This is a genomic window from Methanomicrobium sp. W14 (genome assembly GCF_017875315.1).
Lineage (GTDB): Archaea > Halobacteriota > Methanomicrobia > Methanomicrobiales > Methanomicrobiaceae > Methanomicrobium.
The window spans coordinates 523,988-546,687 of sequence record NZ_JAGGMM010000001.1; the positions used below are offsets into that span (position 1 = coordinate 523,988).

At 43.2% G+C, this 22,700-nt stretch carries 20 protein-coding genes; 6 read left to right on the forward strand and 14 right to left on the reverse strand.

Annotation, left to right across the window (positions count from 1 at the left end):
- Positions 1 to 18: 18 nt before the first annotated feature.
- From J2128_RS02785 to J2128_RS02800, 4 genes are all read right to left on the reverse strand, one after another.
- Positions 19 to 1,326, reverse strand: a complete 1,308-nt coding sequence (locus J2128_RS02785; protein ID WP_209689456.1) for an NCS2 family permease — start codon at positions 1,324 to 1,326, stop codon at positions 19 to 21.
- A 395-nt stretch (positions 1,327 to 1,721) separates the two neighbouring features.
- Positions 1,722 to 2,351 (reverse strand): hypothetical protein, encoded by a 630-nt coding sequence (locus tag J2128_RS02790; protein ID WP_209689459.1) that lies wholly within the window; start codon positions 2,349 to 2,351, stop codon positions 1,722 to 1,724.
- Between the two features lie 26 nt (positions 2,352 to 2,377).
- Complete coding sequence (locus J2128_RS02795) at positions 2,378 to 2,893, reverse strand: ferredoxin-thioredoxin reductase catalytic domain-containing protein (RefSeq protein WP_209689461.1); 516 nt, start codon at positions 2,891 to 2,893, stop codon at positions 2,378 to 2,380.
- On the reverse strand, positions 2,886 to 3,176 hold the full coding sequence (locus J2128_RS02800) for a glutaredoxin family protein (RefSeq protein ID WP_209689463.1): 291 nt from the start codon (positions 3,174 to 3,176) through the stop codon (positions 2,886 to 2,888). Before J2128_RS02800 ends, J2128_RS02795 begins: the two co-directional genes overlap by 8 nt.
- Positions 3,177 to 3,449: 273 nt before the next feature.
- On the opposite strand from J2128_RS02800, the gene ftsA reads away from it, so the two are divergent.
- Complete coding sequence (gene ftsA, locus J2128_RS02805; protein WP_209689465.1) at positions 3,450 to 4,805, forward strand: coenzyme F390 synthetase; 1,356 nt, start codon at positions 3,450 to 3,452, stop codon at positions 4,803 to 4,805.
- Positions 4,806 to 4,853: 48 nt separating this feature from the next.
- On the opposite strand, the gene J2128_RS02810 is transcribed toward ftsA, so the two are convergent.
- From J2128_RS02810 to J2128_RS02835, 6 genes are all read right to left on the reverse strand, one after another.
- Positions 4,854 to 5,684, reverse strand: a complete 831-nt coding sequence (locus J2128_RS02810; protein WP_209689467.1) for a hypothetical protein — start codon at positions 5,682 to 5,684, stop codon at positions 4,854 to 4,856.
- 195 nt (positions 5,685 to 5,879) lie between these two features.
- A complete protein-coding gene (locus J2128_RS02815; protein WP_209689469.1) occupies positions 5,880 to 7,013 on the reverse strand; it encodes a sugar-specific transcriptional regulator TrmB in 1,134 nt (377 codons plus the stop codon).
- Complete coding sequence (locus J2128_RS02820; RefSeq protein WP_209689471.1) at positions 6,997 to 7,983, reverse strand: homoserine dehydrogenase; 987 nt, start codon at positions 7,981 to 7,983, stop codon at positions 6,997 to 6,999. Before J2128_RS02820 ends, J2128_RS02815 begins: the two co-directional genes overlap by 17 nt.
- Positions 7,980 to 8,471, reverse strand: coding sequence for an amino acid-binding protein (locus J2128_RS02825; RefSeq protein ID WP_209690191.1), 492 nt, complete (start codon positions 8,469 to 8,471; stop codon positions 7,980 to 7,982). Before J2128_RS02825 ends, J2128_RS02820 begins: the two co-directional genes overlap by 4 nt.
- A gap of 121 nt (positions 8,472 to 8,592) precedes the next feature.
- On the reverse strand, positions 8,593 to 9,411 hold the full coding sequence (locus tag J2128_RS02830) for an NAD(+)/NADH kinase (RefSeq protein ID WP_209690192.1): 819 nt from the start codon (positions 9,409 to 9,411) through the stop codon (positions 8,593 to 8,595).
- A 4-nt stretch (positions 9,412 to 9,415) separates the two neighbouring features.
- Positions 9,416 to 10,192 (reverse strand): bifunctional fructose-bisphosphatase/inositol-phosphate phosphatase, encoded by a 777-nt coding sequence (locus tag J2128_RS02835; protein ID WP_209689472.1) that lies wholly within the window; start codon positions 10,190 to 10,192, stop codon positions 9,416 to 9,418.
- Positions 10,193 to 10,273: 81 nt separating this feature from the next.
- On the opposite strand from J2128_RS02835, the gene J2128_RS02840 reads away from it, so the two are divergent.
- Positions 10,274 to 10,654: a translation initiation factor IF-5A gene (locus tag J2128_RS02840; protein WP_209689474.1), complete on the forward strand. Its 381-nt coding sequence runs from the start codon at positions 10,274 to 10,276 to the stop codon at positions 10,652 to 10,654.
- A gap of 138 nt (positions 10,655 to 10,792) precedes the next feature.
- Here the strand turns inward: J2128_RS02840 and J2128_RS02845 are convergent, their stop codons facing one another.
- The gene (locus J2128_RS02845) at positions 10,793 to 11,476 is read right to left on the reverse strand and encodes an HAD family hydrolase (protein ID WP_209689477.1); all 684 of its coding nucleotides are present in this window, start codon (positions 11,474 to 11,476) and stop codon (positions 10,793 to 10,795) included.
- 219 nt (positions 11,477 to 11,695) lie between these two features.
- Between J2128_RS02845 and J2128_RS02850 the strand changes: the two genes are divergently transcribed.
- Both J2128_RS02850 and J2128_RS02855 read left to right on the forward strand, forming a co-directional pair.
- The gene (locus J2128_RS02850; protein ID WP_209689479.1) at positions 11,696 to 13,441 is read left to right on the forward strand and encodes a sensor histidine kinase; all 1,746 of its coding nucleotides are present in this window, start codon (positions 11,696 to 11,698) and stop codon (positions 13,439 to 13,441) included.
- A gap of 175 nt (positions 13,442 to 13,616) precedes the next feature.
- Positions 13,617 to 15,233 carry a putative manganese-dependent inorganic diphosphatase gene (locus tag J2128_RS02855; RefSeq protein ID WP_209689481.1) on the forward strand — a complete coding sequence of 539 codons (1,617 nt, stop codon included), beginning with the start codon at positions 13,617 to 13,619 and terminating at the stop codon, positions 15,231 to 15,233.
- Here the strand turns inward: J2128_RS02855 and J2128_RS02860 are convergent.
- The 3 genes from J2128_RS02860 to carA form a co-directional block, all read right to left on the reverse strand.
- The gene (locus tag J2128_RS02860) at positions 15,230 to 16,525 is read right to left on the reverse strand and encodes a PQQ-binding-like beta-propeller repeat protein (RefSeq protein WP_209689483.1); all 1,296 of its coding nucleotides are present in this window, start codon (positions 16,523 to 16,525) and stop codon (positions 15,230 to 15,232) included. The genes J2128_RS02855 and J2128_RS02860 overlap by 4 nt on opposite strands.
- 183 nt (positions 16,526 to 16,708) lie before the next feature.
- Entirely contained in the window at positions 16,709 to 19,876 is a 3,168-nt protein-coding gene (gene carB / locus J2128_RS02865) for a carbamoyl-phosphate synthase large subunit (protein ID WP_209689485.1), read from the reverse strand.
- A 3-nt stretch (positions 19,877 to 19,879) separates the two neighbouring features.
- Positions 19,880 to 20,935, reverse strand: coding sequence for a glutamine-hydrolyzing carbamoyl-phosphate synthase small subunit (gene carA, locus J2128_RS02870; RefSeq protein WP_209689487.1), 1,056 nt, complete (start codon positions 20,933 to 20,935; stop codon positions 19,880 to 19,882).
- Between the two features lie 270 nt (positions 20,936 to 21,205).
- Between carA and J2128_RS02875 the strand changes: the two genes are divergently transcribed.
- Together J2128_RS02875 and J2128_RS02880 are read left to right on the forward strand one after the other, a co-directional pair.
- Positions 21,206 to 21,544, forward strand: coding sequence for a hypothetical protein (locus J2128_RS02875; RefSeq protein ID WP_209689489.1), 339 nt, complete (start codon positions 21,206 to 21,208; stop codon positions 21,542 to 21,544).
- Positions 21,545 to 21,674: 130 nt separating this feature from the next.
- The gene (locus J2128_RS02880) at positions 21,675 to 22,625 is read left to right on the forward strand and encodes an ROK family protein (RefSeq protein ID WP_209689491.1); all 951 of its coding nucleotides are present in this window, start codon (positions 21,675 to 21,677) and stop codon (positions 22,623 to 22,625) included.
- The last annotated feature ends 75 nt before the right edge of the window (positions 22,626 to 22,700 follow it).

Here is a 22,700-nt window from a genome sequence, read left to right on the forward strand (position 1 = left end):
ATTAAAATAACTTTTTTTTCAGTACGGGTAGAAGATGAAAAATAACAGGCACAGTGCAAACAAAAACCATGTAGGTCTGCTGATTTCTTTCCATTTTCCGCCGACTGTTTTAAACAGCGGGTACAGGACAAATCCGCTGCAAAGCCCGACTCCGATATTGTATGTAAAACTCATAAGGACAATTACAGCTATTGCCGGGATCATTTCCGAGTAATCGGAGAAATTCATCTTTTTTATAGGCTGCGTCATCAAAAGCCCTACCATTATCATTGCAGGGCCTGTTGCCGCTGAAGGTATGGAGGTAAGGACAGGTGAAAAGAACAGGCACAGTGCAAACAAAACTGCTACAACCACAGCTGTCAGACCTGTCCTCCCGCCCGCCCGGATTCCTGTTGCGGATTCCGCAAATGCACCACTTGTCGTAGTCCCTACAAGAGGAGCTATAATGTTTGCGACGGCGTCGGAAAGGAAAGGCTTTTCGACTTCAGGCAGGTTTCCCTTTTCGTCCAGGAAACCGGCCTGTGCTGATATCCCGATAAGCCCTGCCATAGTGTCCAGGAAAGACATGGTGAAAATCGTCAGGATAACCGCAAAGAACCCCCATGTAAGGGCTCCTGCAATATCAAGCTGGAACAGTACCGGTGTTATATCGGGGGGCACACTGACAATTGCTTCAGGTACAGCTGCAATGCCTGATATAAAGCCTATCAGAGATGTTGCAAGGATTCCCACCAGGATAGCCCCCTTGATTTTCCGGACTGTCAGTGTAGAAATAAGCAGAAACCCGAAAATAGCCAGAATAACCTCCGGGCTTCCGAGGTCTCCCAGGTGCAGGGGGGCAGACTCTGTACCGAGGGCTACGATTTTGGAATTAACAAGACCTATAAAAGCGATAAAAAGTCCTATACCAACTGAAAAACTGTATTTCAGGTTTGTTGGTATGGCTTCGCACATAACTTTTCTTCCGCCGGCAATGGTAAGCAGGGCCAGAAGTATACCGCTTATGAAAACCGCTCCAAGGGCGGTCTGCCATGAATAACCAAGTACACCACATACAGTGTATGCAATAAAGGCGTTTTCGCCCATGTAAGGTGCAATTGCAAAAGGTCTGTTAGCATAAATTCCCATTATCAGCGTGCCGAACACAGCGGTGATGATGGTCGCGACCATTGAAGGGCCTATGGGAATTCCTGCCGCAACGAGTATGGCAGGGTTTACGATGACAATATAGGCCATTGTCATGAATGTAACGATACCTGCATTAACCTCGGTTTTAACGTCAGTTTTGTGATCTTTGAGTTTGAACAGTCGTTCAGAAAAATGCATCTAAAAACCTCTACAAAATAAATTCTGATTTAAAAAAATAAAACTTGTGCATTTTACAAAAATAAGCCAAATCCGTTTGTTATTTAAATCATTTAAATTGTTGTCATCAAAAACCATTTTATTTTACACCTGCCGTGTAAATGTTCTCTTTGTTTTTAATGCAAAACTAGAATCGGGGCCTGTATTGGTGTTTATAAAATAGTACCCGGGACAGCATTTTTTGGTCTTCTTCCAGAAAGAAAGAACAAATAATAAATATAGGTTTTTTGGGAGGTGGCCGTTTTGTATTTCTATAGGTTTTATACTCGCGGATATTTCATTTTCATCAAAAAGGCGCACTTTTATTTTGAAAGCGGGGACATTGCATCGGATTAAATTTAGATAAATGAAAAAAATCAAAAAGAATTTGTGTATTCTCTCAGGATTTTTTTGCACGTGCAGTGGTTTCCCAGGTGGCATACTGCAAGACTTTTGCATGTGAATTTTTCGGGGGCAAAAGGGACATTTTTAAGGCAGTATACATCGCCGTTTCCAAGTGTTATATGCGGTGAAAAATTTTCGCCTGTTGAATTTTCCGGGTAATCTGATGAATATTCCAGGGTAAATCCGGTTATTTCCTCCCTGTCAGGGTATACCATCTCTTTTTTTACAGGTCCTGTTCTGTAACTGAAAAAAGCTGATATTATCTCGTCCTGCAGGTCCGTGAAACTGCCGGTCTTTATCAGGTCCATTCCTGACACCGTATTGTTTTCAGAGGTCTTAACCGATGCAAGGCCTTTATAAAGAGTCTCAAAAGGGATGTATTTGTCACCTATTGCTCTCAGTTCTTCATAGAAATCGTTTAGATCAGAGACTTTCAGGGCGCCCATTGCAAGGGAAATATGCGGAATTGTCGTAGTTTTTCCGAGGACAAGGGAATAGTCTTTTGTCATTTCGTTAAGCATTTTGTTGATCCTGACTGCATAATCCGTTATTTCGTCAGGAGGTCTTAATATTACATCAACTGCAACTGTTTCGGATAACACGATAAAGGATTTAAAAATTTTAATATTTAGAAGTATTTTTCAAATCTGTCCGCCCCGACCCCGCAGATGGGACATTTCTCAGGCGGGTTTTGCCTTGAACAGAGATATCCGCAGACTTTGCACCTGTATACAGGATATTTAAGATTCAGGGCGTTTTTTATGGAAACTTTGGTCTTTTCTTCTGTTTCGGTTTTCTCTTTTTCCTCAAGTCTCCTGTCGGGGATTGGTTCAACTTTCTTTTTTTCCGAACAGACGTCTTCAGAGACATACAGGGCGCAGAAGCATGACCCGTAATCCGAAAGGTCTTCGTCGCGGTAATAGCACGGACAGATTATGTCCAGGTTCTTCTCTTTTTTGCCTATTACAAGCCTGCACGGGCATGATTCAAATCCGTATCTCTCATCATTTTTAACCAGCCCGGATACCAGGTCTTTTACCATTGATTCATCAGGGTTGAGATGGTATCCGCCTTTCTCTGCGTCTTCTCTCAGTTTTTTAAGTCTGAGTTCAACTTTTTTGTCATTTGGTTCTGCTTCAGTCATTTATACCAAGAGCCTTTTTTATTTCGTCAATTCTTGAGCCGACTATAACATCTTTTCCGTCGAATACAAGCGTCGGAAAAGAGCCGCGTGGATTGAATTTTTTCATTTCATCATATACCTTTTCAAGTCCGCGTTCATCAAGCAAATCTACATATATATAGTCATAGGCAACTTTTGAGTTGTCCAGAAATTCCTTTGTTCTTTTGCAGTGACCACAGGTACTCAAAGCATAGAGTTTCAGGTCTCTTTTTTTTCTGCCTTCTATATGAGTCCATTCTGTCATTATAAGTGCAAATATTATTGTTATCCAATATAAACCATTGCGTCCCGCTTTGCAGAAAATTCAACCTGAAATGAATGAAAATTGAAATAATATGTTTTTCTGTATCTTTTTCGGCCGGTCATGCAGAAAACGGACAGGACAGACACCACTGAAAAGAACGGTGGAGTAATTATAAAATGATATTTCGTTTTTCATACATATGTCAAAAAAATATATCTGTTTCCAGGAAAATATGAGAACGTCTATGTTTTTTCGCCGGGGGCCTGGGATGATATGACTGAAGAGTCTTTTTACAATTCTTCTATTGAAAAGATGGAGAGAAATGAGCTGGATAGTCTCGTTGACGAGAGAGTGCAAAATACCGTGTTATATGCCGCAGAGAACTCTCCTTTTTACAGGAAGTGGTTCGAGAAAAACAGGACAGACCCGCGTGATATTAAATCCCATGATGACTTAAGAGAGCTTCCGGTAATATCCGGCGGCGTCATAAGAAAAAACCAGCCGCCTGCTGCAAAAGAGTTCCTTTTCAGGAGTGTAAAATGCAGTGACGTATATACGATTCACGAGACAAGCGGAACAAGCGGTGTCCCGAAGAGCTTTTTTCTTGCATGGGACGACTGGAAAAGATACGCCGAGAAGTATTCGAGAATATTTGTATCTCAGGGCCTGAAAAAAGGTGACCGGATGGCGGTCTGTGCTTCATACGGGATGAACGTAGGGGCGAATACGATGACTCTTGCTGCGCACAGGGTAGGGTTTACGGTAATTCCTGAAGGGAGATGCAGTTTTCAGGTAAGAGTCATAGAAAATTACCGTCCGACAGCAATAGTCGGAAGCGTATTCAAACTCCTTCACCTTGCGCAGAGGCTTGAAGAGGCCGGAATAAATCCACGTGAGTCCGGGGTTGAAAAACTTATTGTCGGCGGGGAAAGTTTTGCGAAAGAGTCAAGGGATTATCTTGACGAAGTCTGGGGTATTGAAGTATGCAACACCTACGGAAGTACAGAAGGCACTATGTGCGGGGAATGCCGTGAAAGGGCAGGTCTTCATGTCGCAGAGGATTTGATTCACATGGACCTCTATGACTCTTCAATGAAGAATTTCGTTGATGACGGAAAGAAAGGAAAAATTGTCCTTACAACACTTGTACCGAAAGGAGAAAAAGCAGCAAACGTTTTGATAAATTATGACACCGAGGATATTACAAAAGTTATAAGCAGGGATAAGTGCAGGTGCGGCAGGACTCACATGAGAATAGACAATCCCTTCCGCGAGGCTGAAACTATATATATATCTGACTCCCCCGTAAACCGCGTAGATATAGAAAGCGGCGTTTTTCAAACGGAAAATATGGGCTACATAACAGGAGACTACGAGGCATTTTTATACGGGGGAAGAGATGAAGGTGAAACTGTTCTCAGGGTAAGTCTTGAGTGCAAAGATCTTTCGTCATGCGACAAAAGACTTGTTGAAAACAATTTTACCGGGGCCCTGCTGAAAAAAATACCCGGTCTTACGGAAGATTATTTGGACGGATATTTCAGGATAATGTTTAACTTTACAAATAAAGGCGGACTTGAGCTTCACAAAATAACAGGCAGGCCAAAAAGGTTCGTTGACAGAAGATAGTACAACAGTAATTAAAAATTAAAAGGTCCCTTTGGGAATAAAGGAATTTTAATTTTTGTCATCTATTTCAGCATATTTTTTAAGAAATTCACGGATGTTTTCAGCTTCCTTCCAGCCTATGTTGATTTCCTTTAATTTGTTGTCTATCTGCACCGCCTGGCTGTACACAAGATTTGCGTTTTTACCACCTTCAAGGTCGGTTAACCCGACGATTGCCTGGAGGGGGTTTCTTATATCGGCGTTTATTTTTTCAAGCTCCTTGATGTCGCCCAGAAATTCTCCGATGCTTTCAATAAGCTCCTTTAGCTGTGCCTCACTTTCCTTAAGGGCCTCCATTGATTCCTGGTACGCCGTTATGTCTTCCATTATTACTGTAAAGCCGGGGGTTCCGTCATTAAAGACAGCAGACAGAATTTTCATCCTGAAATAATGTTCTTTTTCGTTTCTGCATACTGACACGTCTCTTACTACTTCGTCCCCGCCGGAAGCTTCTGCGAGCAGACTCTCTATTTCAGGGCAAAACTCGCCGAACAGCCCTTTTGCATTCTTTTCATCTGTTATATCCTCATCAAGGCCCATAAAGTCGGTAAATTTTTTATTTGCCCTGACTATCCTGAATTTATCAGACAGAATTACAACGTAATCGGATGTAAAATCCATCAGTGAAAAAAGAGGAACTCTTTTGGACAGGTAAAACACTTTTGCCTGCCCGTAGGATTCCATGTCCACACTGCCTGAAAGAAGCATTATATCAAGATAATGGCCTACAGAGATTCTGTTTACGCCTATGGCCTCTGATATCTGCTTTACAGACATTCCCCTGGGATTTTCCTTAAGAATTTCAATGATATTTGAAAATTCCTTATTATAATCTCCCATATATTTAGTGGTTTTATCCCCCCAATCAAAAGAAGTTTTCCTATTTGATTAATGTTTTGACCAGACTTTTTTCACTTTTGTGCGGCTTTAACATTTTTAAGATTCATTTATTTACAGAGATACCCGGGATTTTGCCTGCCCAAATGAAAAATACTACAAAACTAAATATTTTATAATACCGGTTTAGAAGTTTTTTTAAATTACATCTTTTCTGAAACTGTTGTTTGAAGGGTCAAGAAGGATTTCGTTTGAAAGTCCCCTGAATGATATTGCTGCGACAGCACCGATTATGCCTCTCTTCCCTTTTACAAATATTTTATTGATATTAGCGATGTTTTCTGCATCCTCTTCCGTGATTCTGTTGCACCTTGCCGATATGCCGTAATCCCTGAGGCTTTCAGGGATTACAAACCCTGTTTTTATTGCAATACCCCAGTCCTCTGACAATGACTCGTTTTCGACGAAACGTACAGCAATATCACTTATTTTCTTTGCTTCCCGGGGGATTACCGCAAGTTCAATGAAACTGCATGAATTTCCTGCCGTGCAGTCTTTAATGTCCGGGTTTAGCATAACCACCCTGTGTGATATCGGTATTACGCTCTTCAGCCTGCTTAAAAACTGAAGAAGACCCAAGGCCAGGGCAAATGTTGCACCTTCGTTTTTTGTGTCGGTATCATCGACCCCTATTATCAGATGGGACATAGAATATGTATATACGTCCCCTTCAGTAACCGGCCCCTCATTACAGATTCTGATGTCATATACCCCTTCTGCCATCTTCATCATGCCGGTCAGAGAGTATGCAGGTCCTCCTACACACCTTATTTTCTGGACAATAAAATTACCTTTCTTCTGTACATCAACAACGCCGACAGCGGGTGACGGGTAGAGTCCTATTTCCGTGTCAGGGAAAGTGTATCCTGTTTTAAGACAGGACTTCTCTATAAGCAGGTTTCCGTCTCTCTGCGCACTTATGATAACCCCTTTTGCGAAAAGATGGTGATAATGGCAGAAAGCAGCACAGCCGTTGCTTCTGCATTCGTGAAAAATAAGGACAAAATCCCCGTCGACTGTTGTGAATATTCTTTTGCATGCACTCTGGGGAGTAACGCTTTTTGTTACATATCTGGCAGGAGAACGTCCTCTTTTCTCCTCTTTTATTATGACACAGTTCTCATCAACGAGACGGTTTATCCAGTCCTGAACTGTGCTCCTGGGAAGATTTGTTTTTTCCTCGATGTCGTGAACTATAAAGTACCCCCTGTCCAGGGTGCACTCTCTCATTAACTCCAGCAGTTCTCTTCTTTTTTCAATTACGCCTGCCATTGCAACCACTTATAAAAAGCAGGTCGGAGATTATTGCGCTTGCAGTCTCAACGGAACCCGCTCCTTTTCCGATAAAAGTCACATCACCGGCGAGGTCTGTCTCTGCCGTGACTGCATTAAGTGTACCGGAAACGACAAGCGTATGATTCTTGGGAAGGACTCTTGGCGATACCCGGAGAACTTTATCTTCGGCGTTTATCTCACCGATAAGCCTGATTGTCTTTTCTTCCTCGTGTGCAAGTTGCAGAGCTTCAGACGGTACATTGTCAATTCCGGTTATTTCAACATCATCCAGGGTTTTGTCGAATCCGAATATTGTATTTGCAAGGATTACAAGTTTGATTGCCGTGTCGATGCCCTTGATATCATATGTCGGGTCGGCTTCGGCATATCCGAGCTCTCTCGCCTCGGAAAGCGCCTGTTTGTATGTCAGTTTCTCATTAGACATGCGTGTCAGGATATAGTTGCATGTACCGTTGAATATCCCGTATATCCGTTTTATTTTATTCCCGGCAAGTCCGTGCTGGAGTGCATGAATCAGGGGAATCGCACCACAGACCGTTGCTTCGTATTTAAAATAGCAGTTTTTTGATTCAGCAATTTCCATAAGATTTTTGAATTCCAGTGCAACAGGACCTTTGTTTGAAGTTACAACGCTTTTTCCCCTGGAGAGGGCACATTTTATGTAGTTTAAGGCCGGCTGTCCCGATATCGCATTTGTAGGAGTCACTTCCACGAGAACGTCATAGTCCGCTGACTTTATAATATCTTCTGCAGTTATATTTTTGTCCCCGCAAAGGCCTGTCTTTCGTTTATTCTCAAGGATTTGGGGGATATTAAGTCCCTGATTGTCTATAATCCCGCTTTTTGAATCCGCAACCGCTGTAATTGTGATGCCAAGGTTCTTCCTGGAGATAATCCCGGCAAGCCCCTTTCCTACCGACCCGAAGCCAATTATAGCGATTTTCATAATGTCCCCTCCAGTGGTTCGACTATCAGGATTTTTTTCTGCTTTGCGACTTTTTTGAGTATTTCCATTGCACGGTTGATGTTCTCAATGCTGTCTGATTTAATCGTCATTTTGGCTGAAGTCGGTTCATTTATTGCAGGCATAAGCATTGAAAGTTCGCCTACCTCGGCAAATCCTGTGGCGTCAATTCTGTCAACTGTATCGCTTAAGTCGGTATGCATGAGATGACCTATCAGGATTACCGATCTTCTTACAAGATATCTTTCCTCCCCTATCCGAAGGATGGAAACACCGTTTTTTCTAAGCATCTCCTTTAAAGATTCAAGCTTTTCCTCTGGCATCTCAAGAGTTATTTCAACATCCAGAGTTTCTTTATCGGACACCGGGTCCCTTTCGTGTATAACTGATTTGATATTTCCTCCAAGATCAGACACCGGTTTCAGCGCTGTTATAAGCTGCCCGGGAGAGTCCCTGATTTCAAGTTTCATGGATACCTGCATATATCTGAAAACACCTTTTATTTGATTTGGACTCAAAAGAAGATAAGCCTTCTATAATAATTTATGAAGAAAATATAAAGATTTTGAGAAAGGGACTGTTTATGACTGTTCACAGGTTTTTCAGTTTTTTGTCGACTTTTGCAAAGAAGTTTTTGCCTGCATTGATGAACAGTGCCGGCTCCGGGGACTTTTCGACGTACAATACATTTCCGTTGTAAAGCTCCATTATGTGCTGTCCGTCGATAACAAGGTCAGCCGGTTTAATGCTGTCAAGCTCAATTCTCAGTCTTCTTTTGCTGCTCACAAGATGCGGCCTCGACGACAGGTAATACGGTGCCAGGGGGACCACAAGAAAACCGTCTATCCAGGGGTCGACTATCGGACCTCCGGCACTCATCGCGTAGCCGGTCGAACCTGTCGGAGTACTTACAAGGACTCCGTCAGCCCTGAACTGTTCGGCCGGGACATAATCTATATTTATAATAAGCTGGAGAATTTTTGCAGGTCTGGATGTCACAATAACGGCTTCGTTTAAGGCTTCACCCACATATTCCCCGTCAACAAGAAGGTGAAGGCGCATCCTCTGCTCTACAGTATAGTCTCCGGACTCTATCTTCAGGAGGTATTCCTTTGCCTCATCCGGTTCAAGTTCGGTCAGAAAACCCACACGTCCCCTGTTGATTCCTATTATCGGCACCTGCTCTTTGAGCTGCCTCACGGTATGAAGGACTGTCCCGTCGCCTCCTATAACTATCGCGGCATCTCCTTTGAGGTCTTTAAAATCCGTGCCGAAGGCTTTTCCCAGGGCAGTTGAGGTCCGGGTCTCATAAACTACAGCATGTCCTCTTTCCGCCAGAAACGATGATATGTCGTCTGCCAGTACCAGTGCCTTTTTGTCATCAGGTCTTGCAACCAATATAAATCTGATAATCTCACCTCAGGTATTCTATGGTTTTTTTATGGATCAGCCCGTTTGTAGCTATAAGGCACTGGCCGCAGCTGACATCGTCCGAAAATTTAACGGGGTTGCCGCATTTATCGGATATAGTCCCTCCTGCTTCACTGCAGAAAAGCATTCCCGCTGCGGCGTCAGTAATTCTGAGAGTGTTTCTTATATCAATAAATCCGTCAAGGCGTCCGCACCCTACATAGCACAGTTCCAGCGCCGATGCCCCGTAGAGCCTCCACCTGCGGATCTTCTCTCCCAGTTTTACAATTGTCTCAGGGTCAAATTTTTTCCCGTAAATACTGATTGTACTTTTTTCAAGAAGTTTTGTCGATGAAACTTTTACTTTCTTTGTGTTGTTGTACGCTCCGAGACCCTTTTCCGCGTAAAAATACTCCCCACGCGCAAGGTCCTTCACGTAGGCCTTTTTTATTACACCATCTTCTGCATAGGCAATTGATAAGGCATAGAACGGGTTTCCGGTGACTGCGTTGTGCGTGCCGTCGACTGGGTCAAGATATACCGTTCCTTTTTCTCCTCCTATGCTGACGCAGCCGGCTTCTTCGCTGATAAGAGTCCTTCCAAGTGAGTTTTCCTTCAGGTAATTCAGGACTATGTCCTCTGCGACCTGGTCTATTTTTTTTGTAGGTGTTCCGTCCGCGCCCTGCCTGACAACCAGTGCGCCGTCTCGTGTACCTATAAGTGGAGATATGCCTTCAATGACTTCTCTTGCGATCTCCTCGCAGCGTTCAGGGAATTCCATTCTATCTAACCTGTATATTTCATGATTCTTCGCTGAATTTATTTAAGTTGATTGTAATATACATAATAGAGTTTGATCATTATGAAAGAACAGACTGAAGTAGGAAAATTAAAAGAGGGACGATATGTCGTCGTTGAAGATGAACCGTGTAAAATTCTTGGAATTGCAATATCAAAACCGGGTAAGCACGGAGCAGCAAAGTCAAGGATTGATGTAGTAGGAATTTTTGACGGTGTAAAACGCTCAATCGTACAGCCGGTAACGGCAAAGACCTACATCCCTATTGTAGAGCGAAAATCCGCACAGATTATCTCGATTTCCGGAAACAACGTCCAGTTGATGGATGTAAAGGACTTTGAGATGTTTGAGCTGACTCTCCCCGAGGATGAAGTTGCAAAACTTGAAGCAGGTACTGAAATTCCTTATATTTCATCGATGGGCAAGAGAAAACTTGACAATTAATGATAAATATTAATATCTTTGTCATTTTTTACTGTAAAATCATATTCTGGTGTTAAATCTTCCAAAGAAGATTAAAAAATGTTTTAAATTATATTCCCGGTATTGCTTCTTTGATATTGCAGTTTTAGTATTATGAGATTACAGGTTTAGTATTTTTGCAATCTCCGAGAATTTTTCTATTGTATAGTCCGGTATAACCTGTGGAGAAGGAATTTTCAGCCAGTCGCCATACTTTGCGTATACTGTTGTCATACCAAGTTTGTTGCACGGCTCTATCTCTCTTCTCGGGCTGTCGCCGACAACCATCGAATCCGAAGGGTCTGTAGACAGTCTGTCCAGGGCCATTATAAACGTGTTGGGTTCAGGCTTTCTCCTGCCTGATTTATCAGGGGATATTATATCCCTGAAATATCTGCGTATCCCTATCTTCTCCACCCTTTTTTCCGCCTGTGAACTTTCGGCATCGGTTACTATCGACATTTTAATCCCTGCATCCGAGATGAGGGGAAGGGTCTCGTAAACACCGGGGTAAGCTACTATTGACTCAAGTTTGACTGACTCATAAATCCCGGCGGCTTTTTTGAACGTTTCTTCTCCCGTGATATTTTTGTCTGTCATAAACTGGCTGATGTTTCTGTGGTCTTCAAACCCGAACCCGCTGTAAAGAAAATATCTTAGGAGTTCTTCTCCAGTCCCGGCTCCTATATAATCAACGACGGCCGTACAGGCCTTCAGCTTTGCATCCGAGAAATCATACAGTGTATTATCCATATCAAAAAGAATAACGTCAGGTCTTCTGACAACTGTATCCTTTTGATTCATGTTATTATATTTGGCCTGCGGTTTCATAAAAGCAGTGACCGTTGCATTGAGAGTCATGAACCAGGCAAAAAAGCGGACATATTAATATCTATGTTATTTCCATTAAAAAACAGATATTTATTTATGCCAAAATGCAGAGTTTATTTTTATTGGGTGTTTCTTTTTCCTAAGACCTGAAATAAAAAAGAGATTCCTGTATGAAAAGGGGGGAATAATAAAATGACTTCAGATTACGAATCGGGGATAACAATTCTTACTAAGATTCTTAATCAGTCATATAAGCCTGACTCATTCATCTTTGATGCATCAAACGGTGCAAATATAATTCTTGACCTCTCAGGGGAAGTAATTATTGCAAATTCAGCATTTTTCAGAATTTTTGGCACGAACTATGCATCTTTTTCAGGGGGAATATTTTTGTCGGACTTTTTTGATGAAAACGAGACTTCAAAGCTGAGACTGTTCCTGAAAGAAAGAGTCGGTGACCAGTATAATTCCCCGAAAACAATCGTTCTTTATAAAAATCCCCGTTCAGACCAAAAAGGGGAAGTCATTATTACAGGTGTAAGAATCCCGGGCACGGGCAGTATTTTTATTTCAGCAGTGGAAGCAAGACTTGATATGGTGCAGGAAAGTGTTTTAAAACTGGAAAGAGACCTGCAAAGACCTTATTCAAAAGTTCTGCCTGAGAATGAAGTGATCTCACGCCGTGAAAATAACAAGGTTACAAACAATGCAGGTGAAAAGAAACTTCCAAAAAAAGGCAGCCAGAAAAGTTTTCAGCTGAAACTTATCAACAGGATTCTTGTTTCCGCAGGTTCAGTTTTTATATTTGGAAAAATGCTTGATTCAATCTTAAAAATAATTTTAACCGACCTGAAACTGGATATAGGCTATATAAGCATAAAAAGTGCTGACGGTAAAACCGCAAATATAGCTTCGTCGTCCGATGTTCCTGCAGGCTTTATAGAAAAATACGGTATCCGGAATATAAGGAGCTGGCCGGACAACCTGGTATTTTATGCAGGGCAGCCAATGTTTGTCGAAAATCTTCCCAATATAGAACTCGGGAAAAACGATCTTGATATTCTTGAAAGTCTTAATGCGCTTTCATATTCAATAGTGCCTTTTATCACTGACAACACGGTAATAGGGGCTTTATTCGTAGCTAAAGCTGATGAGTACAGGTTTACGCAGTTTGAAAAGGAAACTCTGGCTCTGATAGGAAGAAAGGCAGGCAGCATTATACTGCGCGGGATGCTTCAGGAGAAACTTGAAAGCGAATGCAATGAAGCCAGGAAATGTTTCGGCCTGATATTTGAGGATATTTTTGATATTAATGAAAACCTTCTGCTCTCTATGGAAAGCATAGGCGATACAGGCATGCCGCGTGGCGATCTGACTGAAAAAATAGTTTCCGATATAAAAAGCAACAGAAAACTGCTTAGCAACCTGAAGACTCTTCGTGAGAGCTGCAGCACGTCTTTGTTTAGTTCAAAAGAGATATCTGTTGACGATTCAATGCACAGAACCCTGGAAAGATTCCATGAAACCGTAATAGATTACAGGGACTGCGGGGGGTATGTTTATGCAGACGATAACCTGGCTGAAGTATTCAGCAACCTCATTGATTTTATGGTCGAGACTGGCAGAAATGAAAAGAATAACAATAGTATAATCGTAACTCCTGAGATATTGCCTGGAAACGTCATAATTTCTTTTGAAAATGCAGGGACTTCTCTTACCGAAGAGAAAAAAATGTCCCTTTTTTCAAAATTTGAAAATGAGAATCTGCACCTTGACCTGACATCAACGGGCCTTTATACTGCATATTCTCTTGTAAAAAAATACGGCGGGACAATTGAAGCTGTTGATCGTATAGCGGGGGACAGCAAAAAAGGGCTCAAATTGAAAGTTTATCTGCTAAGATCATATAGTTATAAGCCGGAGAATTTACTGACCTGATAAAACCGGAAAGCCTAACGGGCGGAGTTGAAACCTGACAACTCAGTCCTTACCGGTGACGTGCTATGCCATAAAAATAAAGATAATGTTCTAAGTTTAACAATTGTTACTGGAGTTTTTTGTAATCAGCCTGTAAAACAATTGCACTTGTTTTTGCGGTTATACGGAGTTTAAGATGAACAAAATATATGTAATCGGGCATAAAAATCCTGACACCGATTCTGTATGCAGTGCTGTAGGGTATGCAGAACTTATGAATGAAAAAGACGACGGCAGATACGTGGCGGCGTGCTGCGGCGAGATAAATGAAGAGACACGTTTTGCAATTGAGACTTTCGGTGCGGAGGTCCCGGAATACATTGAAAGTGTTGAGGCAAACATTTCAGACCTCCCGTTTACTTACACGTTCAGTGCCGAAGAGGATGTTCCGACAATAGACGTCATCTCCATGATGGACGAACATAACGTCAGGAATATGCCTATAACAGACTCAAAAGGTATTCTTAAAGGGCTTATGAGCGAGCATGGCCTTGCACAGGCATATGTGAGACGCCAGAAAATTGAGCAGTTGTCAATAACACCAATAAAGCTTGATACTCTTACAAGGATACTTAACGCCAGGATTATTGTTCCCTCAAAAGACCTCCTTGAAGGAAGGGTCTATATTGCAATAGACGCACTGCACGTAACGCTTTCCAAATTAACCAGAAATGATGTGGCGGTTGTAGGGGACAATGAACCTGCCCAGCTTGCTCTGATTTCAGTCGGAATTGCGGCCCTGATAATAGCGGACGGGGCTCCGGTAGGAGAACGCGTTAAAAAAGCCGCTGAAGAGAAAAATGTCGCTCTTATATCCACAAACCTTGACGCATTCGGTGTCGGCAAGATGATAAACCTCTCTCTTCCCGCAAGCAAGGTAATGGCAAAGGATGTCCCTGTCGTGACTAAAGAGGACACGATAGACTATGCAAAACAGCTCGTCTCAAGTTCAAGGTACCGTACGGCGTGCGTAGTTGACAACAACAGAAAATTTCTGGGGATGATCTCCAGGAACACGTTTCTGGATAATGTGCAGAAGCAGGTAATTCTCGTTGATCACAACGAATATTCGCAGGCTGTCGACGGGATAGAAAATGCGGATATTCTTGAGGTTATCGATCACCACCGTCTCGGTGCGATAACCACCCTGAAACCGATAAGATTTTTAAACGAGCCTGTAGGTTCGACTTCCACAATCATCGCCGGGAAATACCTTGAAAAAGGCATAAAACCTGATAAGAGGACAGCCGGACTTTTGCTGTCAGGAATATTGTCTGATACCCTTGTCCTGAGACTTTCAACGACAACTCCGAAAGACAAAAAGATGGTTGAGTATCTCGGAGACATTGCAGGTGTGGACTACAATGAATTCGGGACTGAATTAATAAAAAAAGGGATGGAGCTTGACGGTGTCAACATAAAGCTTCTGCTTATGAGGGATACCAAAGTGTATGAGCTTTTTGGGAGGAAAGTCATCATCTCGCAGATTATGATACCTACATATGAGTTTTCCGTTGAAAACAGGGAAGAGATTTTAAAGGACATCAAAGAGCTTAAAAAAGAGAACAGTGCCGATGTATTTGCTGCCCTTTTTACAAGTGTTTTTGAAAACGGGAGTGAAATATACATAAATGCTGACAGTGTAATTCTCAGCCAGAGCGGTGTTAAAACGCAGCCTGTAAGAAAAGACGGGATGATGTCACGTAAAAACGATTTTCTCCCGTGGTTCGGCCAGATACTTAAAAATAATTAATTCTTGTTTTTTCTGCTGATTAACGCAGCAGCGACAATGCCTATTGCCAGTGCAAATACAGTGACTGCAGCAGGAGGTGCCGAACTTCTATTTCCTGATGATTTTGATGCTGACATAACAGCAGAAACTCTTGTTTCCTGACCGCCGCTGATCTCTTCGGTCCAGTCATCATACCCGGGCATGCGAAGCATCAAAATATGGTTTCCCTGTGCTATATCTTCTGCTTCAATCGGTGTTATTCCGATATACGAGTTGTCTATGTAAACGTCTGCACCGGACGGAGTTGAGTTAATATAAACTACACCTGCTCCTGTTAGATTGATGACAGGCTCGCATGACGGGAGAGGCTCGGGTGTTGCCGCAACAATTCCCGGGACTGACAAATAATACAGGTTTTCGTCATTTGATGCGACCGAAAGGTATGTCCCGGTGTATGAGAGGGATACCCCCCTGACGTTTCCGTATGTCGCATATTTCAGTATCTCCTGTTTATCGTCACCATATAACCGTGCATAATTGTCGTTTGATCCTACAGCTATGTACTGTCCGTAATATGAAGAGGAGACTCCGTTTACCGGGACTTTGACGTTCGTGGCCCACACTTTCGTCCCGTTGCCGTCAAGAATTACAACACGCCCGTCAGCACATCCCGCAACAATCCTGCTGCCGTCAGGTGACATGTCTACGTCGTTTATTTGATCGTCAGTCCTGTACTTCCACAGGTTCTCCCCTTTGAGGTTATAGAGATAGGCATAAAACACCTTTGTACCTGCTGTTATAAGGCTCCCGTCTGCATTCATCGAGACGCAGTAAACTTCATCGGCAAGTCTCTTCTTCCATACCAGTTCTCCGCTGCTTTTGTAAAGGTAAAGATTAGCGTCGTTTGAGCCTGCCGCAATGTAAATTCCGCCTGAGGATATTGCAGTATCATATACTACCTGTCCGAGCGTTTTTTTCCAGAGTGTGTTCCCATGGTAATCGAAAAGGTACAAAGTCCCGTTTTTCGTTCCCGCAACGGAATACTCACCGTTGTCCGAGACAGAGACTCCGCTGACGGCCCCGTCTACTGTTTTTTCCCATATCAGTCTTCCGCTGCTGTCAAGAAGATATACTTCCGAGTTTGTTCCCCCTGCGATTACATAGCCTTCATCCGGCGAGATAGCTGTATCCGCAAAATTCGTGACCTGCGTGAATTCCCACAGAAGAGAGGCGTCTTCCGCACATGCCGCCGCCGGGATAAGCATGATGCACAGACTGATTATTGTTATGTATGCGATATCTGAAGTCTTCATTTTATTTTCACGGATATTATTCTATGCAGTTATTTTTATTAAAAATATTATCTTTACAATCTCTTACCATGAAGAAAAGTATCCGCACGGGAAAAAGGCAACTATATTAAAATTGCTATTCCCGGACGCAAAATCATTTCCAAAACTTTCTGAATATCTGAACTGCTGCTAAAAAAGTTAATATTAGTTATAATTGTGGTAATGACTCAGGGGTTCAAGTGTTATGTCCTGCTTTTTCATTGCTTCTATAGCCATGGCAGCAGCCCTTGCCGCCTGCATGGTCGTGATGTAGGGGATACCGTAATCCAGAGCGTAACGCATTATCTGCAGGTGGTCCTGCCGGGAGTATTTTCCCGAGGGAGTGTTTATTATCAGGTTCGCCTCTCCTCTTCTCATCATGTCTATGACATTCGGAGAGCCTTCCTGAACTTTTCTTACTAGTTTTGCTTCTATATCGTGCTCTTCAAGATATTCGACTGTCCCGCTTGTCCCGAGGATTGACAGACCAAGTTCACGAAGTTTTTTTGCGACAGGAACGATTTCGGCTTTGTTGTCATCTCCTATTGATATGAACACAGTCCCTTCAAGAGGCAGTTGGTTGTCGGCAGATGTGCTGGCCTTGAAATAAGCACGACCAAAATCATAGTCTATGCCCATAACTTCACCAGTACTCTTCATCTCCGGGCCCAGGACCGTATCAACGCCCGGAAGCTTGTTGAAAGGCAATAGCACCTCTTTTACCGCGACATGGCTTATTGTGTGCTCCCTGTAATCCATGTCTTTCAATTTGCACCCGCACATGACACGTGCGGCGATTTTTGCGAGAGGGATTCCGGTTGCCTTTGAGACGAAAGGAACCGTTCTGCTTGCACGAGGATTCGCTTCGATTATGTAAACAACACTGTCCTTTATGGCGTACTGTATGTTTATAAGGCCGACAACTCCGATTCCGAGCGCAAGTTTTCTTGTATAGTCCCTGACAGTTTCAACTACCTTGTCCGAAAGCGACTGCGTCGGAATCACACATGCAGAGTCGCCGCTGTGAACGCCCGCCTCTTCTATGTGCTCCATAATTCCGCCGATTAGAACGTCTTCTCCGTCGCAGACGGCGTCGACGTCCAGCTCAATTGCATTCTGGAGGAATGAGTCCAAAAGGACAGGATGCTTTTTGCTGACACGTACAGCTTCCTTTATGTAGTTCTGGAGTTCTATGTCGTCATGGACAAGCTCCATCGCCCTTCCCCCAAGTACATATGACGGACGGACGAGAAGAGGATACCCTATTCTCTTGGCTATTTTAAACGCTTCCCCCTCGGAATATGCGGAGCCGTTTGCAGGAGACGGTATTTTCAGCTTCTCAAGCAGCTGGCTGAACCTGTCTCTGTCTTCAGCCATGTCCATTGAGTCCGGGGATGTCCCGAGAATTTTTGTTTTAAGGCCAAGCTCTTTTATTTTGTTCTCTATGGGCAGGGCGAGGTTTACCGAGTTCTGTCCTCCAAACTGGACCATAACACCCGAATAGTTGTCCTTTTTGAGGATGTTCATTATGTCCTCGAGCTTCATAGGCTCAAAGAACAGCCTGTCAGACGTGTCAAAGTCTGTCGAGACTGTTTCGGGGTTGTTGTTTACTATATGAACCTCGATTCCCATGTTTCGTAGTGACATTACCGCATGGACAGTGCAGTAGTCAAACTCGATTCCCTGGCCTATTCTTATAGGTCCTGAACCGATAATCAGGACTTTCTGTTTGTCGCTTCTTTTTATCTCGCACTGTGAGTCATGCGTTGAATAGAAGTACGGGGTCGATGCCGGAAATTCGGCTGCACAGGTATCAACGATTTTGTATACAGGGTCTCCCGTAATTCCTTCAACGTATTTTTCGTCCTTTTTTGTAATCTCACTTATTTCGGTTACAGTGAAGCCCTGCACGCGTGCGGTCTTTATGTCATCAGCTGAAGGACTGCCTTTAAGCTTGTTCTCGGTTTCGATGATGTTTTCAATCTTTTTTAGGAAGAATTTGTCTATGCTTGTCAGTGATGTTACTTCTTCGACGGTAAAACCCTGCCTGAATGCATCGAAAAGGCAGCCGAACCTCTCGTCAGTCGGGTTCTGGAGAAGCATAGATATCTCTTTTCTTGACGTATGTTCATTGATATCAGTGTCAATGGACCTCATGGCTTTCATAAAGGCTTCTTCAAGAGTGCGGCCTATTGCCATTACCTCTCCGGTGCTTTTCATTGATGTCGTAAGAGTTCTGTCAGCGTTCTTGAACTTGTCAAAAGGCCACCGCGGAATTTTTACGACGACATAGTCTATTGCAGGTTCAAATGACGCAGGGGTGCACCCCGTAACGCTGTTTGTTATTTCATCAAGACGGAGCCCTACGGCAATTTTTGCCGCAACTCTTGCTATTGGATATCCTGTTGCTTTTGATGCAAGAGCAGATGAGCGTGATACACGCGGATTTACTTCGATGATTCTGTAGTCCCCGTCCTTAAACGCCATCTGGACATTGCATCCGCCCTGAACACCGAGTGCACGGATTATTTTTATTGCGGCGCTTCGAAGCATCTGGAACTCGTCATCACGCAGGGTCAGAATCGGCGCTACAACTACGCTTTCCCCGGTATGGATTCCCATGGGGTCGACGTTCTCCATACCGCAGACTATTATGCATGTATCACATGAGTCACGCATCACCTCGAATTCAATCTCTTTCCAGCCCATTACACTCTCTTCAATAAGGACCTGGTGAATTCTCGAGCGCTGAAGGCCAAGCTCCACTATCCTTCTAAGCTCTTCCTGGTTGTGCGCAATTCCTCCCCCTGCTCCTCCGAGGGTATAGGCAGGTCTTATGATTGCCGGAAGGCCGACTTTTTCGTAGACTTCATCGAGCTGGTTCATCGACTCAAGGATAAGGCTTTTCGGGACGGGTTCGCCTATGTCATTCATAAGCTCCTTGAACTTCTCCCTGTCCTCTCCCTTGTATATCGCATCAAGAGGTGTACCGAGGATTTCCACGTCTTTGAGGGCACCCATTTCGGCAAGTTCTGCTGTCAGGTTAAGTGCGGTCTGGCCTCCCATGCCGCTTAAAATCCCGTCAGGCTTTTCTTTTTCTATAATTTTTGCAACAATCGGAGCTTTCAGCGGCTCGACATATATGATGTCAGCCGTATCCGGGTCAGTCTGTATTGTTGCAGGGTTTGAATTGACAAGAATTACCTCGATTCCCTCTTCTCTTAAAGACCTGCATGCCTGTGTCCCCGAAAAATCGAATTCCGCTGCCTGACCAATCTGGATTGGTCCCGAACCTATTAGTATTACTTTTTTTATGTCTTTTCTAAGCGGCATTTATTAGCAGATCCTCCTGTACATCATATCGAAAATTGGTTTTTCAGTATCAAGCGGCCCCCCGTGGGCTTCCGGGTGGAACTGTACGCAGAACACGTCAAGGTCTTCGGAGCAGAACCCTTCAAGCGTACCGTCGTTTACGTTTGAGAAGAAAATTTTGCAGTCTTCGGGAAGGGTGTTGCCGTCGACCGCAAATCCGTGGTTCTGTGTTGTTATGTATATTGATCCGTCGAAGTGCCTGACCGGCTGGTTTGACCCCCTGTGACCGAATTTCATCTTGTATGTATCAGCACCAAAGGCCCTTCCGAGAACCTGGTTTCCCATGCATATCCCAAAGACCGGAATCCGGCCTATGAAATATTTTGCGCATTCAACTGCATCAGTTGCACATGCAGGGTCTCCCGGGCCGTTTGTAATGAATATGGCCTCAGGGTCGCATGCCATAAGGTCGGATGGTTTCGAATTGTAAGGATAGATATACAAGTCCGCATCGCGTTTCCTGAGAGACACAGCGATGTTTTTCTTTATACCCAAATCTATCACAGCAATCCTTTTTCCTTTCCCGGGTATTCTGAAAGGCTTTTTGCATGATACCTGATTCAACAGGTCTATGTCAGATATCGGTTTTAAAGCCCTTGCGCATTCAACAGCGTATTCCCCGTTGTCGTCTCCGGCAATCAGTGCAGCCCGGAGAGTCCCTGTAATCCTTGTATCTACAGTTAACTTTCTGGTATCAACACCTGAAATACCTAATAAATTGTTTTGTTCAAAAAAAGACTGCAATGACATACCTGAAGACGGATACCGGCAAAGTTCATGGACAACACAGCCCATTGCATTTACTTTTGGACTCTGGAAATTCTGCGGGTCGACCCCGTAATTTCCGATAAGAGGATAAGTAAACATCAGAATCTGGCCCGCATAGCTTGGGTCAGTCAGTGCCTCCATATAACCACTCATCTGGGTTGTAAACACAAGCTCTCCTGCACATGAGCCTTCTGCACCGAATCCTTCTCCAATTACATATTCACCGTTTTCTAGACCCAGAACTGCCTTCATCGAAATAATCATTATTATTTAGAAGTAATCCCTATTAATTCCTCTCCCTGTCTTGGAAAATTGTTTAACAATCCTGTTTTAACCTGAAATGAATGCCTGATATCCATGAAGGTTTGTATGTATAATTAAGAGAGGAATACAGCATGAAAATCCCAGAATTCAAGCATTTTTACGTGTTCTGCAGTTATTTTGAAGAATCGTCTTTCTTTACAGTATTTTACTTGTATTTTTCTGCAAAATCAATATACTAACAGGTACTAAATAATCAGTATGGCCAAAGCAGTAACAGTGGAAATTGTGGGGTTCAGCTATTCACCGTGCGGTCCGTTTCCGTGCGACGGGGACAGGACGTGCGAGCTTGAGAAGTGTGCACCCTCAGAAGAGCTTGTAAAAGCGTTTGAAGCGTTAAAAGAAAGGTTAAACCATATTTACGGGGACAATGTTGAGTTAAAGCTTACAATAATAGATGACAAAGTCCCTGACTATATTGTGGAAATTGTCGAAAAAGATCACCCCCCTATACCTATGGTACTTGTAAACGGCAGAATAACGCCCATAGGAAGAATTTCTCTTCCAATGATAAGAGATGAGATTGACAAGGTCCTTTGAAGATAACCCTGAAAGTCCCTTGATATCCTAATATATCAATGAGCAAAGAGTAATGACAGGCTTTAAATTTCCGGATAATCCGGATTTTTTTATAAATATGAAAGTATTTGTCTTATTTTTCTGAATCCATATGAACGGCAAAAAAACAACTGCAATAGCTGTTGATATCGGTGCGACCCATATAAGGGCGGCTTATTTCAAAGGCGGCAATTTTACAAAAAGTGTCTCTTTTAAAACCCCGCAAAAAGGAAATTCGGGTGATATAATCTCTAAAATGATTATTAAGGAAATTCATTCCGTATTTTCCCGGGATGAAATAGGTTCCGCAGAATTTGTAGGGGTTTCTTCGGCAGGTCCCCTTGACGTTATGAAGGGGAAAATCGTAAATTCTCCAAATATGGCCTTTCCGGAAATAAAAATACAGGAACCCCTGGAAAATGACCTCTTGAAAGACGTATATTTAGTTAACGACTGCCGCTCCGGGGTTCTCGGAGAAGTCATTACAGATCCTGACCTGAAAGACAAAACCGTGGTGTACATCACATTTTCGACCGGAATCGGTGCAGGGGTATATTCTGAAAAACGTCTGCTCCTTGGAAGGAACGGAAACGCCGGTGAAATTGGGCACATCTTTGTTGACGGAAAGTATCTTCTTCCATGCAGGTGCGGATTCTCCGGACACTGGGAAGCCTATTCATCCGGTACAGGAATACCCGGATTTTTCAGGGAATTCTGTATGCGCAGAAAAGAAGACTCCTGTGCTTTCGGTGACCTGTCAGCCGGAGAGATACTTGAAAACGCAAAAGAAGAGAAAGGAATATTTCGTGAGTTTACAGAAGAACTCGGGATAATCAATTCACGCGGGATTGCAGCAGTAATCGCAGCCTATTCGCCGGAAATAATAATCATTGACGGCCCGGTAGTCCGGAACAACAGTCATGTTATTTTGGAGGGTATAACAAAGCATACTGACAGATACCTTAATTTTCCGGTTATCAGGCTTAGCGGTCTGAAGGGTTTTGCGCCCCTTTACGGTGCGATTTTTTATGCTCTTTTAAAAAGAGGCGAAGAGAGGAAATAAAAGGAAACCAGGCATATCAGCATATTTCTGTAAAAATCAGTTATCCCCTTAAACCGACACGTTTTTTCAGATAAC